Genomic DNA, 14,858 nt, shown 5'->3' with positions numbered 1-14,858 from the left:
AGAGAAACCCGAAAGGTTAAGTAAGTGACTGAGATCTTCTACGACGACCAGGCCGACCTGTCGATCATCCAGGGCCGGCACGTCGCCGTCCTGGGGTACGGCAGCCAGGGGCACGCCCACGCGCTCTCGCTGCGCGACTCCGGGGTGGACGTCCGGGTCGGCCTGCCCGAGGGCTCCAAGAGCCGGGAGAAGGCCGAGGCCGACGGCCTGCGCGTGCTCGCTCCCGCGGAGGCCGTCGAAGAGGCCGATCTGACCATGATCCTCGCGCCGGACCACATCCAGCGTCACCTGTACGCCGACCACGTGGCCCCGAACCTGGTCGAGGGCGACGCGCTCTTCTTCGGCCACGGCCTCAACATCCGCTACGGCCTCATCGAGGCGCCCGAGGGCGTGGACGTGGCCATGGTCGCGCCGAAGGGTCCCGGTCACCTCGTGCGCCGCCAGTACACCGCGGGCCGCGGCGTGCCGTGTCTCGTCGCGGTGGAGAAGGACGCCAGCGGCAACGCCCTGGACCTGGCGCTGTCGTACGCCAAGGGCATCGGCGGCACCCGCGCCGGCGCGCTGCGGACGACCTTCAAGGAGGAGACCGAGACCGACCTGTTCGGCGAGCAGGCCGTGCTCTGCGGCGGCGTGTCCGAGCTGATCAAGGCCGGTTTCGAGACGCTGATCGAGGCGGGCTACCAGCCCGAGGTCGCCTACTTCGAGTGCCTGCACGAGATGAAGCTGATCGTCGACCTGATGTACGAGGGCGGCATCCACAAGATGTACTGGTCGGTCTCGGACACCGCCGAGTACGGCGGCTACTCCCGTGGCCCGCGCGTGGTGACCCCGGAGACCAAGAAGGAGATGCAGCGCATCCTCGCCGAGATCCAGTCCGGCGAGTTCGCCAAGGAGCTCGTCGAGGAGTTCGACGGCGGCCAGAAGAAGTTCACCGCCTACCGCGACGAGCTGGCCGAGCACCCGATCGAGAAGACCGGCGCCAAGCTCCGCCCGATGATGAGCTGGCTGAAGTAGCCGCGCGTCCGGGCGGTCCCGCCCGGACGGCCGAAGGCCCGCGCCCCCGCGACGAGTTCACGTCGCGGGGGCGCGGGCCTTGGCAGGCAGGCTCGGTGCTCGGGACTCAGTGCTTGGCGAAGTTCTGGGTCCAGTAGATGCCCCGGGGGCTGTTGGCCACGCCCACCCCGAGGTGGGTGTAGGCGCAGTTCATGATGTTGGCGCGGTGGCCGGAGCTGTTCATCCAGGCGGTGACGACATCGGCGGGGGTGCGCTGTCCCATCGCGATGTTCTCCGCCCAGGCGCGCATCGGGCTGAACCCGCTGGCCTTGATGCGGGCGGTCATGTCCCGGCCGTCCTGGGAGGTGTGGCTGAAGTAGTTCTTGGCGGCCATGTCGTCGGAGTGGCCCTGGGCGGCCGACCGCAGCTGCGGGTCGGACACCAGGGGCGCGCAGCCGCCCTTCTGCCGCTCGGCGTTGGTCAGGCGCACGACCTCCTCGGAGAGGGAGGAGCCCGGCTGGGGGGCGGGAGAGGTCGCGGTGGCGGTGGGCTTGGGGGTCGGCTTGGCGGTGCTCGTCGGCTTGGCCGTCGGGCTCGCGGTGGGCTTGGCCGTGGGGCTCGCGGTGGGGCTCGCCGTCGGGCTGGTCGTCGGGGTGGGGGTCGGGGTGCCGGGAGCGCAGTCGAACCTGATCGGCCTGGAGCGGCCGACGTTGCCCCGGTAGTCGGTGACGACGGTGTAGTACACGCCGGGGGCGCACCGCAGTCTCACCGTCACCCGGCCGTTGGTGCCGCGCAGGGACGTGCTCTTGACGACGGGGTCGGCGCCGGGGACGGCCCGCTTGATGCGGATGCGGACCAGGGCGGTGTCGTCACAGCCCAGGCGCGCGGCCGAGGCCTGGATCCGTCCCGCGGGGGTGAGGCGGGGTTTGGCGGCGTACACGCGGCACTCGGCCTGGGGAGAGGCCGCGGCGTGAGCCGTGGCGATCGGCGTGCTGAGGGCCGCCAGGCTTCCGAGGCAGAGAAGTAGCCCTAGCGGTCTGCGCATGTCGGTTTCCTCCAGTTGGTAGACGCTGGACGGATCCGCATTCTGTCGGTGACAGAACAGTCTTGTCAGCAAATTCCCGACATTAATCTGCGTCGCGGGTAAACCAGAGTGATCGCAGAGGCGTCTGTGACCGGTGTTCCGGAGGCCGGATCGGGCCGTCGTTATGGTCGGTGGCACCGTTTCGTGACCTGGTTGAGCTGGACATCGGCGGCATCGAACGTTCCAGGCGGCAACCGTCCCGGATCATGGATCCGGCGCCGCGACCCCGCGGAAAAAAAGATGCGGCCGGGCGGAGTCAGGAGGCTCCCGGTGATCACGTCCGGGAGGCAGGGGCGAGGGCCGCGCGGGGTCCGCGGGCTCCCGGTGATCACGTACAGGGGAGCGTCCGGAGCGGGAGGGGGCGGGGATCCGGAGGCTCCCGGCGATCACGTACGGACGGACGCCGGGGCGGTGGTGGGGCATTCGTCCTGTCCTGGACCTACCCAGTGCCCACGCGCTGCGATTGAATGTGGCATGGTCTTCCCGGCGACACCCCCCGCCGCCGTCACCGTGCCGCGCGGAGTGCGCATCGGCTACGGCGTCGGCGCGATCTGCACCGCGACCTTCTCCACGGTTCCGGGCCTGCTGCTGCTGTTCTACATGACGAACGTGCTGGCGGTCCCGGCCTGGATCGCCGGTGTGGTGGTCTTCCTCCCCAAGCTCTGGGACATCTTCATCAACCCCTGGGTGGGTCAGCGCTCCGACCGGACGGTCTCCCGCTTCGGGGCCCGCCGCCCGTGGATGCTGCTGGGCGCGTTCACCCTGCCGGTGACGTTCGCCCTCACCTTCGCCGGCCCCCCGCTCACCGGCATGTCCGCCGCGGTGTACGTCGCGGCCTGCTACTTCCTGACCGCGACGGCCTACGCCTTCTACGAGGTGCCCTACAAGGCGATGCCCGCGGAGATGACCGACGACTACCACGAGCGCTCCTCCCTGCTGCAGTGGAGGATGGCCTTCGTCGGCCTGGGGATCCTGCTCTCGGGGGGCGTCGCCCCGCTCATCGCCGGCACCGACGTCACCGGCTACCGGACCATGGGCCTGGTCATCGGGGCGGTGCTGCTGCTGTCCATGCTGGCCTCGTTCTTCGGCACCGCCCGCGCCCCGATGATCGCCCAGGCCGAGGCCGAGCCGTCGATCACCGCCCAGTTCGCCGCCGCCCGCTCGAACAGGACGTTCATGGTGCTGCTCGGCCTGAGCTGCGCCCAGATGTTCTCGGCCGGCATCATGCTGGCCGGCTCGCCGTACTTCGCCACCTACACGCTGGGCGATCCGTCGGCGACCACCACGCTCTTCCTCGGCATCGTCGGCCCGCTGCTGATCACCATGCCGCCCTGGATCTGGCTGTCCAAGCGCTACGACAAGCGCGGCGCGATGATCCTGGCGTCGGCGCTGTTCATGGCGGGCACCGTCGCGATGGTCTTCTCCGGCCTGCTCGGCCCGGTGTACGCGCACGTGTGCGTGCTCCTGGTCGGCATCGGTTACGCCGGGTTCCAGCTGCTGCAGTTCTCGATGCTCTCCGACGTGATCGTCCACGACGCCCTGGTCACCGGCAAGCGCAGGGCCGGGGTGTTCACCGGCCTGTGGACGGCGGCCGAGACCGTGGTCTTCGCCTTCGGCGCGCTGGTGCTCGGCTGGCTGCTCGGGGCGACCGGGTTCGTCGAGTCCAACCCCTCCACGCCGGTCGCCCAGCCCGAATCGGCGACCACGGCGGTGCTGTACGGCACCACGCTGCTGCCGGCGCTCCTGATGGGGGTCAGCATCGTGCTGGTCACCCGCTACACCCTGACGGCCGAGAGGCTCGCCGAGGCCGGGGCCGCCGGGCCCCAGGGCGGCTGAGCAGACCCGGGCCCGGAGCGCCTCGGGGTCAGAGCACCTGGGGCGTGACCATCAGGAAGCCGCAGTCGCCGAAGGAGACGACGTCACCGGGCCGGACCTTCGCCGGCCCCACCAGCCGCCAGTCGTTCAGCCGGGTGCCGTTGAGCGAGCCCAGGTCCACCAGGATCCACCCCTCCTGGTCGCGGCGGAGCTCGGCGTGCACCCGCGAGACGGTCAGGTCGGCGAGGACCAGGTCGCAGGAGGAGCCGCGGCCGACCACGTAGCGGGTCCTGCCGTCGCCGGGGAGCGCCAGCCGGGGCATCCGGGGGCGCCGCCAGGCCGACTCGACCCGCTTGGTGAAGTCGGAGGCCGAGGCGACGGCCTCGGTGACGATGCGGCGCAACCGGCCGCGCTGCGGCAGGTCGGCGACCAGGTTGTCGAGCTCGCCCTGGTTGCGAGCGCGCAGGGCCATGTCGACCCGGCCGAGGAAGGTGTCGTGCGACAGGCGTCCCTCGACGGCACGATCACGGAGCTCGCTGATCGCACGATCGCGGTCCCCGTCGGAGGCGCGGGCCGGGGGATGCGTCGAGCTCATCCTCCGAGTATCCGCCCCGAGGGCGGAACCTGTCCAGAATACGCGGATCTCCTGCCGAGGACCCATCCGGCACGATCATCCGGACCGGTGCGGGCGACCGCGCACACGCTGCGGAAACTTCTCCGCGCACGGTCTCCTGCCGGATCCCGGAAACCTTGGACCCGCCGCCCCCGCACGCGCAGGGACGGCACGCGTCGACGCGGACAGGAGGCGTCGTGGACGCCGTGGTCCGACGGGCTGGCCGGTGTCGGCCGGTGTCGGCCGAGTCGGTCGGTGCCGGTCGGTGCCGGTCGGTGTCAGTCGGTGACGTCGGCGCAGACCACGTGGGCGCCCAGCTCGATCATCCGCTGCTCGCTGCGCGCGTCGGCGACCCTGGCCATCAGGATCGGCGCCTCGCTGGCGGCGAGCTGCGGCAGCCTGGCCCGTACCCCGCGGTGGATGTCCCTGACCACGTCCTCGGCCGCCGACATGTGCACCTTGACGTGCAGCATGATCCCCGGGGCGCCCGAGGAGGTGCTGGCCTCGGAGATCCACACGTGGTGGACGAGCGGGTAGTCGACGAGCAGGTGCGAGATCGCGGCGCGCAGCGCGGGCAGGATCGGGTGGTCGCAGCGGCGGTAGCCGGGGTCCACCATCTGCATCGGGCCCGACAGGTGCGGCCGGGGTGCCGGGATCCACGAGGCGGCGGGCGCGGCGGGCACGGGGGTCCGCGGCCGGCCCTGCGGGGAGGCGGCCTGCCGCGAGGGGCCCTGCGGGTACGGGGCCTGCGGGGCCGCCGGGGGAGGGGTCTGCGGGTACGCCCCCGGGGAGGGCGTGCCCTGCGGGTACGCGCCCGGCGCGGAGGGAGCCTGCGGGTACGGGCTCTGCGGTGCCGCCGGGGGAGCGGTCCGCGGAAGCGCGGGCGCCGAACGCGAGACCGTGGCCATCGCCCCGGTCGCGTACGCGGTGGGGGTCGCGCTCGACAGCGCGGGGGTGGGCCCGCTGCGCGTCGAGAGCAGGTAGCGCTGGAGGTCCTCGATCGGCACGGCCGCGGCGGCCGGCCCGGCCGCGTCGATCACGATCTCCCGCACGCCGGTGACGCGCTGGATGTCGAGGACGGTGTCGGCGTCGCAGGCCGACAACGAGTGGCTGCCACGGTGCCGCGCGTAGGTGTCCGCCGAGGTGTATCCGAGCAGGACACGCTCACCCGCCTGGGTCGTGCCGAGCACGACGGAGCGGTCGGGTCGCACGGCGACCAGGAGTCCCCATTCCGCGAGCGCGGCCAGCAGCCGGTGCGGCTCGCCGTGCTGGGCGAGCACGGTGCCGAGAGCGGGGTTCCCGATGCTCATATGAGGAACGATAGGTAGTGGACCACGGCTTATCAGGGTAATCGCGAAGTTTTCTTGGGATCAATACCAAGTTGAATTTTGCAGGCATGGGATGCGACGACGGCGGGTAGCGCCCCCCGGTCACGGCCTACCCCGTCTCGGATCGCGGGACACTCGTGAACGCGTTCACAAGCGCCGATAGACTACGTGAGGTCCGTGCACCTCACCGCCTAGTAAGGATCTGCCTGTGAACAAGCCCGTCGTACTGGTCGCCGAGGAACTCTCCGAGGCCGGTCTCGCGGTTCTGGGCGCGGACTTCGAAGTCCGCCACACCGACGGCGCCGACCGCGCCCAGTTCCTGCCCGCCCTCGCGGACGTGGACGCCCTGATCGTGCGCAGCGCCACCCAGGTGGACGCCGAGGCGATCGCCGCCGCCCCCCGGCTCCGCGTGGTCGCCCGCGCCGGCGTCGGCCTGGACAACGTCGACGTGGAGTCGGCCACCAAGGCCGGCGTCATGGTCGTCAACGCGCCCACCTCCAACATCACCAGTGCCGCCGAGCACACCGTGGCCCTGATCCTCGCCTCCGCCCGCAACGTCGCCCAGGCCCACTCCGCGCTCAAGGGCGGCGAGTGGAAGCGCTCGAAGTACACCGGCGTGGAGCTGGACGAGAAGGTCGTCGCCATCCTCGGCCTCGGCAAGATCGGCCAGCTGGTCGCGCAGCGCCTCCAGCCGTTCGGCGTCGAGCTGATCGCCTACGACCCCTACCTGCAGCCGGCCCGCGCCGCGCAGATGGGCGTCCGCCTGGTCTCGCTGGAGGAGGCCCTGCGCGAGGCCGACTTCATCACCGTGCACCTGCCCAAGTCCAAGGAGACCATCGGCCTCATCGGAGAGCGGGAGCTGCACCAGGTCAAGCCGAACGTGCGCCTGATCAACGTCGCCCGAGGCGGGATCATCGACGAGAACGCCCTCTACTCCGCGATCAAGGAGGGCCGCGTCGCCGGCGCCGGCATCGACGTGTTCCCCAAGGAGCCGGTCACCGACAGCCCGCTCTTCGAGCTGGACCAGGTCGTGGTCACCCCGCACCTGGGCGCCTCGACCCACGAGGCCCAGGAGAAGGCCGGCACCCAGGTCGCGCGGAGCGTGAAGCTCGCCCTGGCCGGGGAGTTCGTGCCGGACGCGGTCAACGTCCAGGGCGGCGCCGTCGCCGAGGACGTCAAGCCGGGCCTGCCGCTGGCCGAGAAGCTCGGCCGGGTGTTCACCGCGCTCGCCGGTGAGGTCGCCACCAGGCTCGACGTCGAGGTGCGCGGCGAGATCGCCTCCCACGACGTCCGGGTGCTGGAGCTGGCCGCCCTCAAGGGCGTCTTCACCGACGTGGTCGAGGACTCGGTCACCTACGTCAACGCCCCGCTGCTGGCCAAGGACCGCGGTGTCACGGTCGAGCTGATCACCAGCTCGGAGAGCCCCGACTGGCGCAACGTGGTGACGGTCCGCGGCGTGCTCGCCGACGGCCGCGCGGTCTCGGTCTCCGGCACCCTGTCCGGGCCGAGGCAGATCACGAAGATCGTCGAGGTCAACGGCTACCAGATGGAGATCGAGCCGACCGACCACCTGTCGTTCTTCACCTACACCGACCGTCCCGGCATCGTCGGCGTGGTCGGCCGCATCCTGGGCGACCACTCGATCAACATCGCCTCGATGCAGGTGGCCCGGGACGTCAAGGGCGGCAAGGCCCTGATCGCGCTCACCGTCGACACCGCCATCCCGGCCGACGTGGTCGACCAGATCGGCGCGGAGATCGGCGCCGACAGCGGCCGTTCGGTCGACCTGACCGACTGACCGTCCCGGTCCGCCGGGTCCCCTTCGTGGGTGGCCGCGGCGCGCCGCGGCCCGCTCCCGGACGGACCGTCCGGGACCGGGCCGGCACCCGCTCGCCGTCTCGACATGTGAGAAGTGTGTACGCGGGGCGAGACGACCCTTTCGTCACCGGGTAACCTGATGGAGATGCGCCGGGTGTTCTCGCACTCCGCACCCGCCGCGGCGGGGCCTGACAGGGCAGGCCGGCGGCCCGCCACGGTGCCGTGGCGATCGCCGGCTCCGAGCCCTCCGCCCACCGGTCCGTGACCCGGACCGAGGCATCGGGCCCGGTCCGAGTCCTGACCGGAGTCTCGGCCACCTTCACAGCTCACCCGCGACCGAAACGAGACTCACCATGTACGAGATGTACTCCTGGAACCGCCCGGACGAGAACGAGGACGAGGCGGCCGACGCGATCCAGACCGCCCTGGACCGCCGCGACAACGGTGGCGCGCCCACCCGCTGACCCTGCCGGCCACCTGCCGGCCACCTGCCGGCCACCTGCCCGATCACGGCCGTGCGCCGGTCCGGGCCGGGCCGGCCGGGGCGGACGGCTCCGCGACGCTCGCGGCGGAGCCGCGGGGGCTCACCCGCCGACGGCGGATCCGGTCGCGTGCTCGATCCGCTCGGCCAGTTCGACCCCCTCGGGGTCGGGGCGCACCCCGCCGACGAAGGAGGCGTGCCGCCATGAGGCGAGCCGCTCCTCCTTGACCACGTCCCCGCTCCGCGGGGCGTGCACCATGTACCCGGGCTTCGTGATCATTCCGACATGCCCGAGACCCCGGAAGAAGACCAGGTCCCCGGGCCTGAGGTCCTTCCAGGCGATCTTCCTGGAGAACGCCTCGTACTGCTCGGAGGCGATGCGGGGCAGCGCGATCCCGGCGGCCCCATAGGCGCGGAGCATCAGCCCGGAGCAGTCGAAGCCGCCGCGGCCGGTGCCGCCCCACGCGTACGGCGTGCCGCGCTTGGACATGGCCCAGCTCAGGGCCTTCTGCCAGGCGGGACGCAGGGACGCGGCCCGCAGGGCGCCCTTCAGGGCGGGCATGCCGAGCGCGGGAGGCGCGGGGGCGGGCAAGGGCGAGGCGGCCAGCGCGGTGGCCGGGGTCGCGAACACCGCGGTCCCGGCGACGAGGACGGACGCGACGCGCGAACAGATCTTGCCGTACAGGGTCGTTCCTTCCATAGGGCCTGCCGGGTGAGCTGTCGGGCTCGGGCGTGGAGGCCGCCCTACGGCGCGCGGGCGCGCCGATTCGCCCCGAGGGATCCCGTCGCGGGCGGCCGGGAACGCGCTCCGGTCGGGAGCGGGGTTCCCGGGGCCCGGGACGATCCCGGAAAGAGTGGTTCCCCGGCTCCGTACGCATCGATAAGGGATGATCCGTACGAATTAGGCATCAACGTGAACGGTGAGGACCATAACGAAACCTCGCGAAACGGTCAACATAGGATAAAGACGGGCAAAGCGATCAGATGTACCCGAGGGAAATTCCGTCCGAGGCGTGAGACCGGTGTTCAAGCACCGAGACGGCCCGGTAGGGTGACCCCATGGATTCGCGTAACATCCGCCTGGCGGTCATCCCCGGGGACGGGATCGGGGTCGAGGTCGTCACCGAAGGGCTGAAGGTCCTCGAAGCGGTCGGCACGAAGGTGGAGACCACCACCTACGATCTCGGCGCCAAGCGCTACCACGAGACCGGTGAGACGCTGCCCGACGTCGTCCTGGAGGAGCTGCGCGGCTACGACGCGATCCTGCTCGGGGCGGTCGGCGACCCCAGCGTGCCCCCGGGCGTGCTGGAGCGCGACCTGCTGCTCAAGCTCCGCTTCCGGCTCGACCACTACGTGAACCTGCGGCCGGTCAAGCTCTTCCCCGGGGTGGAGACCCCGCTGGGCGGGGTCCGGCCGGAGGACATCGACATGATCGTCGTCCGCGAGGGCACCGAGGGCCCGTACGCCGGAGCCGGGGGCGTCATGCGTCACGGCACCCCGCAGGAGATCGCCACCCAGGAGTCGCTGAACACCGCCTTCGGCGTCGAGCGCGTGGTGCGCTACGCCTTCGACAAGGCGCTGTCGCGTCCCCGCAGGAGGCTCACCCTGGTCCACAAGACCAACGTGCTCACCTACGCCGGTGACCTGTGGGCCCGCACCGTCGAGAGGGTCGGCCGGGAGTACCCGGACGTCCAGACCGACTACTGCCACGTCGACGCGGCCTCGATGTTCTTCGTCAGCCAGCCCCGGCGCTTCGACGTGATCGTCACCGACAACCTCTTCGGTGACATCCTCACCGACATCGGCGCGGCGATCGCCGGTGGCATCGGCCTGGCGGCCAGCGGCAACGTCAACCCCGACCGCACCGCGCCGAGCATGTTCGAGCCGGTCCACGGCAGCGCCCCCGACATCGCGGGCCAGGGCAAGGCCGACCCGACCGCCACGATCCTGTCGGTCGCCATGCTCCTGGACCACCTGGGCCTGGACTCCGAGGCCGTCCGGGTCGAGCGGGCCGTCGCCGACGACCTGGCCGAGCGGCCGACCGGCCGGACCGGCCGGACCACCCGCGAGATCGGCGACGACATCACCGCCCGAGTAGCCGGCTGAGGAAGCCGCCCACCTCGACCCAGACGCGCCTGGCGGCTCACCGAGCCGCCGGGCGCGTTTTGGTTTTCCGCCCCGCTGACGGTTTTCGCTATCGATGCAGTAGTTTCCCGTTACCCGGTCCAACGCAGAATGGACGCAAGGGTAAGCCAGACACCAAGAGAAGGATCCGCGTCATGACCACCGCTCAGAAGCTCAGCTTCGACGTGCAGCTCTCCGACCACGCTCGCACCACGGACGAGCGTGAGCAGGTAATGGCGAGCCCGGGGTTCGGCCAGGTCTTCACCGACCACATGATCTCCATCGACTACACCGAGGGGGAGGGGTGGCACGACGCCCGGCTCACCCCGTACGGGCCGCTCGTCCTCGACCCGGCGACCTCGGTCTTCCACTACGGGCAGGAGCTCTTCGAGGGTCTCAAGGCCTACCGCCAGGAGAACGGCGCCATCGTGACCTTCCGGCCGGAGGCCAACGCCGCCCGGTTCAACGCCTCGGCGCTGCGGATGGCCATGCCCGAGCTGCCCGAGGAGACGTTCGTCGAGTCGCTGGAGCTGCTCGTCCAGACCGACCGTGACTGGGTCCCCACCACCCCGGGGCACAGCCTCTACCTGCGCCCCTTCATGATCGCCACGCAGCCCGCGCTCGGTGTCAACTACCCTTCCAGGACCTACCGGTACATGGTCATCGCCGGACCGGCCGCGGCCTACTTCGGCGGGGGCAAGGCCGTCTCGGTCTGGCTCTCCACCGAGTACACCCGCGCCGCCCCCGGTGGCACCGGGGCGGCCAAGTGCGGCGGCAACTACGCCGGGGCCTTCGTGGCCCAGCGCCAGGCCGTCGAGCAGGGCTGCGACCAGGTGGTCTGGCTGGACGCGGTCGAGCACCGTCACGTCGAGGAGATGGGCGGGATGAACCTGTTCTTCGTCTACGGCGACCGCCTGCTCACCCCGGCGCTGACCGGGACGCTCCTGCCCGGCATCACCCGCGACTCCATCCTCACCCTCGCCGGTGACCTGGGCCTGCGGGCCGAGGAGGGACGCCTGTCGATCGAGGAGTGGCAGAGCGGCTGCGAGTCGGGCGAGCTGACCGAGGTCTTCGCCTGCGGCACGGCCGCGGTCGTCACCCCGGTCGGCGCGGTCAAGGGCGCCGACCGCGCCTGGACGATCGGCGACGGCAACCAGGGCCCGGTCACCTCGAAGATCCGCGAGGAACTCGTGGGCATCCAGTACGGGTCCCGCCCCGACCCGCACGGCTGGGTCCACAAGATCTGCTAGCCGCCACCGGAAGGCCCGGTCCTCCAAGGCCGGGCCCTTCCGCGCGACGGGCTCAGCCCTCGGTCAGCCTGCCCGTGTCGATCGTGAGGTTCCACGGCGCGGGCAGTTCGAGCGGCTTGCCGAGCGACTCGGTGACCTCTTCGGCGTACCCCTCCGGGCCGGGTCGGCTGAGCAACCTGAACCGGTCCGCGAAGGTGTCGATCACGAGGTAGAGCGGGACGCCCGCGAGCGCGCAGGCACGCGGCTTGACCACGTGGTCGTCGTGAACGCTGCTCGGAGAGACGACCTCGGCGACCAGCAACGTGGCGTTCGCATGGATGTGGCTGGGATCCCAGAGAGGGGGATCGGGGGGCACGATTACCAGGTCGGGCTCGATGCGATCCCCCTGCACCTGCAGGAGGAGCTTGACCTGCGGATAGAGACGCCACCCCTTCTCCATGGAGAACGGCATGAGTTGTGCCGTCAGCTGGTAGACGACCTTGGCGTGGGCGATCGTGGGCATCTCCCTCACCACGATCCTGCCGTTGACGATCTCGATCCGGTGATTCTCGAACCGATCGACGAGCTCCGTGTAGAGCCGTTCGAGGTTCTTCCGATCCGTGATCTGGTACGCGGTCGATCTCTCCATGAGCATTCCCATGGTCTCATCCTTCCCTCCACGCCGATGGGCGCAACGTGTTCGTCACATCACGTAAAGTGATCGGAAAGCGTCGCGCCCGCGTACGGATCCGGGAAAGTTCTCGTCAGTGCTTTCGAATCATGGTGAGCCCGTCGGCGATGGGGAGCATGACCGAGGTGGTCCGCTCGTCGGCGGTGACCATGTCGTTGAACGCGCGCATGTACCTGACCGTCTCCTCGTCGCTGGCGGGGTCGGCGACACGGCCGCCGCGCAGCGTGTTGTCGGCCAGGATCAGCCCGCCGGGAGCCAGGCGCTCCATCAGGAGCTCGTAGTAGACCGGGTAGGCGGCCTTGTCGGCGTCGATGAAGGCCAGGTCCACGGCCGGGTGCTGGGGCAGTTCGAGCAGCCGCTCGGCCGCGGGGCCGATCCGCAGGTCGATGAGGTCGGCCACCTGCGCCTTCTCCCAGTACCTGCGGGCGATCGCCGTCCACTCCTCGCTGACGTCGAAGCAGGTCAGCCCCCCTCCGGGGGCGAGCCCGCGGGCCAGGCAGATGGAGGAGTAGCCGGTGAAGGTGCCCACCTCCACCGCGTTCCTGGCGCCGCAGAGGCGGGTGATCATCGTCAGGAAGCTCCCCTGGTCGGGGGAGATCTGCATCCTGGCGTCGTCGCCGGTCAGCTCGCGGGTCTCGACGGCCAGCGCGTCGAGGATCTCGTCGGGCAGGGTGGTGTGCGCGAGCAGGTACTGGCCCACGGCGGGGTCGAGGTAGGTGGCCTTCATGGGAGCCATTCTCGCCCGTGACGCCCGGCGGTGTCGGCGATTCCGCACCGTGTCGGCACGTCGCCGACGCGCCGCGTATCTCGGATCGTGAGATCGATGTGTCAGATGGTGTCGTCGTGTGGCAGACTCCGAGGCATCATGTTCTACGGTCTGCTCATTATCGGCAGGCGCGCCGGCTGAAAAGGGACACCGCCGGCGCGCAGACCTCTCACGTCCGTGAGGGGTCATTTTTGTTTCCGGAGCCGGACGGGCGCGCGGCGGATCATCGAACCCGCGAAGGAGAACGACATGGCCGACGATCGCTTCCACGTGTACGACACGACTCTCCGTGACGGAGCCCAGCAGGAAGGGCTCAACCTCACGGTGGCCGACAAACTGGCCGTCGCGCGTCACCTGGACGGCCTTGGCGTCGGCTTCATCGAGGGCGGCTGGCCGGGCGCCAACCCCAAGGACACCGAGTTCTTCAGGCGGGCTCGAACAGAGCTGGACCTGAAGCACGCGCAGCTCGCCGCGTTCGGCGCGACCCGCCGGGCAGGTGTGAAGGCGGCCGACGACCCGTTGGTCGCCGCGCTGCGCGAATCCGGCGCGCCGGTCGTGACCCTTGTCGCCAAGAGTCACGACCGGCACGTGGAGCTGGCCCTCCGCACGACCCTGGAGGAGAACCTCGCGATGATCCGCGACACGGTCTCCCATCTTCGTGCGGAGGGGCAGAGGGTCTTCCTCGATGCCGAGCACTTCTTCGACGGCTACGCCTCCAACCCGGCGTACGCGCTGGAGGTCCTGCGCGTCGCCGCCGAGGCCGGCGCCTCGGTGATCGCGCTCTGCGACACCAACGGCGGCATGCTCCCCGACGAGCTGGCCGACGTGGTGCACGCCGCCGTCGAGACGTCGGCCAGGATCGGCATCCACTGCCACGACGACACCGGCTGCGCGGTCGCCAACTCGCTGGCCGCGGTGAAGGCCGGCGCCACCCACGTGCAGGGCTGCGCCAACGGCTACGGCGAGCGCTCGGGCAACGCCAACCTGTTCACCGTCGTGGCGAACCTCCAGCTCAAGCGGGGCTTCGACCTGGTGCCCCGGGAGGCGCTGGCGGACATGACCAGGATCGCCCACGCGATCACCGAGGTCACCAACGTCACCCCCAACTCGCACGCCCCCTACGTGGGCGTCTCCGCCTTCGCGCACAAGGCCGGGCTGCACGCCAGCGCCATCAAGGTCGACCCCAACCTCTACCAGCACATCGACCCCGCCCAGGTCGGCAACGACATGCGCATGCTCGTCTCGGACATGGCCGGGCGCGCCTCGGTCGAGCTCAAGGGCCGCGAGCTGGGCTACGAGCTGGGCCCGGACATCTCGCGGGAGCTGGTCAACCGGGTCAAGGAGATGGAGTCCAGGGGCTACACCTTCGAGGCCGCCGACGCCTCCTTCGAGCTGCTGCTCCGTGACACCGTCGCGGGCGAGCGCAGGAGCCACTTCCAGGTCGAGTCCTGGCGGGTGATCGTCGAGCGGGCCCGGGGCGGCGAGGTCGTCAGCGAGGCCACCGTGAAGCTGTACGCCAAGGGCGAGCGGATCGTCGCCACCGGCGAGGGCAACGGCCCGGTCAACGCCCTCGACCGGGCCGTACGGCTCGGGCTGGAGCGCCTCTACCCCGAGCTGGCCGAGGTCGAGCTGATCGACTTCAAGGTCCGCATCCTGGAGGGCACGCACGGCACCGACGCGGTCACCCGCGTGCTGATCACCTCCAGCGACGCGGCCGGGGAGTGGTCCACGGTCGGCGTCGACGAGAACATCATCGAGGCGTCCTGGCAGGCGCTGGAGCAGGCCGTCACCTACGGCCTGCTGCGGGCGGGCCACGCCGCCTGAGGGACGCGCCGTCCCCGGCCGCAGCGCCGGGGACGGGAACCGGCGGGGAACCGTACCGCTGGGGAGCGGAGCCGGGAACCGGCGGGACGTCC

12 protein-coding genes and 1 riboswitch are annotated in these 14,858 nt (G+C 70.7%); of the genes, 6 read left to right on the top strand and 6 right to left on the bottom strand.

Annotated features, from left to right (window positions below):
* The first annotated feature begins 33 nt into the window (after positions 1-33).
* Positions 34-1,014 carry a ketol-acid reductoisomerase gene (gene ilvC, locus ACIBCT_RS07200; protein ID WP_399186672.1) on the top strand — a complete coding sequence of 327 codons (981 nt, stop codon included), beginning with the start codon at positions 34-36 and terminating at the stop codon, positions 1,012-1,014.
* A gap of 106 nt (positions 1,015-1,120) precedes the next feature.
* Here the strand turns inward: ilvC and ACIBCT_RS07195 are convergent, their stop codons facing one another.
* A complete protein-coding gene (locus tag ACIBCT_RS07195; RefSeq protein WP_399186489.1) occupies positions 1,121-2,038 on the bottom strand; it encodes a CAP domain-containing protein in 918 nt (305 codons plus the stop codon).
* A 513-nt stretch (positions 2,039-2,551) separates the two neighbouring features.
* Between ACIBCT_RS07195 and ACIBCT_RS07190 the strand changes: the two genes are divergently transcribed.
* Complete coding sequence (locus tag ACIBCT_RS07190; protein ID WP_399186488.1) at positions 2,552-3,913, top strand: MFS transporter; 1,362 nt, start codon at positions 2,552-2,554, stop codon at positions 3,911-3,913.
* A 28-nt stretch (positions 3,914-3,941) separates the two neighbouring features.
* Here ACIBCT_RS07190 and ACIBCT_RS07185 read toward each other — a convergent pair whose 3' ends face one another.
* Together ACIBCT_RS07185 and ACIBCT_RS07180 are read right to left on the bottom strand one after the other, a co-directional pair.
* Positions 3,942-4,487, bottom strand: coding sequence for an FHA domain-containing protein (locus tag ACIBCT_RS07185; protein WP_399186487.1), 546 nt, complete (start codon positions 4,485-4,487; stop codon positions 3,942-3,944).
* A 296-nt stretch (positions 4,488-4,783) separates the two neighbouring features.
* On the bottom strand, positions 4,784-5,815 hold the full coding sequence (locus ACIBCT_RS07180; protein WP_399186486.1) for a hypothetical protein: 1,032 nt from the start codon (positions 5,813-5,815) through the stop codon (positions 4,784-4,786).
* Between the two features lie 226 nt (positions 5,816-6,041).
* Between ACIBCT_RS07180 and serA the strand changes: the two genes are divergently transcribed.
* Positions 6,042-7,631 carry a phosphoglycerate dehydrogenase gene (serA, locus tag ACIBCT_RS07175; RefSeq protein ID WP_344894136.1) on the top strand — a complete coding sequence of 530 codons (1,590 nt, stop codon included), beginning with the start codon at positions 6,042-6,044 and terminating at the stop codon, positions 7,629-7,631.
* Between the two features lie 604 nt (positions 7,632-8,235).
* On the opposite strand, the gene ACIBCT_RS07170 is transcribed toward serA, so the two are convergent.
* The gene (locus ACIBCT_RS07170) at positions 8,236-8,832 is read right to left on the bottom strand and encodes a C40 family peptidase (protein WP_399186485.1); all 597 of its coding nucleotides are present in this window, start codon (positions 8,830-8,832) and stop codon (positions 8,236-8,238) included.
* Positions 8,820-9,050: riboswitch (cyclic di-AMP (ydaO/yuaA leader) on the bottom strand. It overlaps the preceding gene by 13 nt.
* Positions 9,051-9,191: 141 nt before the next feature.
* Here ACIBCT_RS07170 and ACIBCT_RS07165 point away from each other — a divergent pair.
* Entirely contained in the window at positions 9,192-10,238 is a 1,047-nt protein-coding gene (locus tag ACIBCT_RS07165) for a 3-isopropylmalate dehydrogenase (protein WP_399186484.1), read from the top strand.
* 173 nt (positions 10,239-10,411) lie between these two features.
* Positions 10,412-11,506, top strand: coding sequence for a branched-chain amino acid aminotransferase (locus ACIBCT_RS07160; protein ID WP_399186483.1), 1,095 nt, complete (start codon positions 10,412-10,414; stop codon positions 11,504-11,506).
* Positions 11,507-11,558: 52 nt separating this feature from the next.
* Here ACIBCT_RS07160 and ACIBCT_RS07155 read toward each other — a convergent pair whose 3' ends face one another.
* Both ACIBCT_RS07155 and ACIBCT_RS07150 read right to left on the bottom strand, forming a co-directional pair.
* On the bottom strand, positions 11,559-12,146 hold the full coding sequence (locus ACIBCT_RS07155; protein WP_399186482.1) for a Uma2 family endonuclease: 588 nt from the start codon (positions 12,144-12,146) through the stop codon (positions 11,559-11,561).
* Positions 12,147-12,249: 103 nt separating this feature from the next.
* Positions 12,250-12,903, bottom strand: coding sequence for an O-methyltransferase (locus ACIBCT_RS07150; protein ID WP_399186480.1), 654 nt, complete (start codon positions 12,901-12,903; stop codon positions 12,250-12,252).
* Positions 12,904-13,191: 288 nt separating this feature from the next.
* Here ACIBCT_RS07150 and cimA point away from each other — a divergent pair, with 288 nt between their 5' ends.
* Positions 13,192-14,766: a citramalate synthase gene (gene cimA / locus ACIBCT_RS07145; protein ID WP_399186479.1), complete on the top strand. Its 1,575-nt coding sequence runs from the start codon at positions 13,192-13,194 to the stop codon at positions 14,764-14,766.
* Positions 14,767-14,858: the final 92 nt, after the last annotated feature.

Origin of the sequence: Streptosporangium sp. NPDC050855, from assembly GCF_044456585.1 — a bacterium.
Taxonomy (GTDB): Bacteria; Actinomycetota; Actinomycetes; order Streptosporangiales; family Streptosporangiaceae; genus Streptosporangium; species Streptosporangium longisporum.
This window is presented reverse-complemented; position numbering and strand designations above follow the sequence as displayed.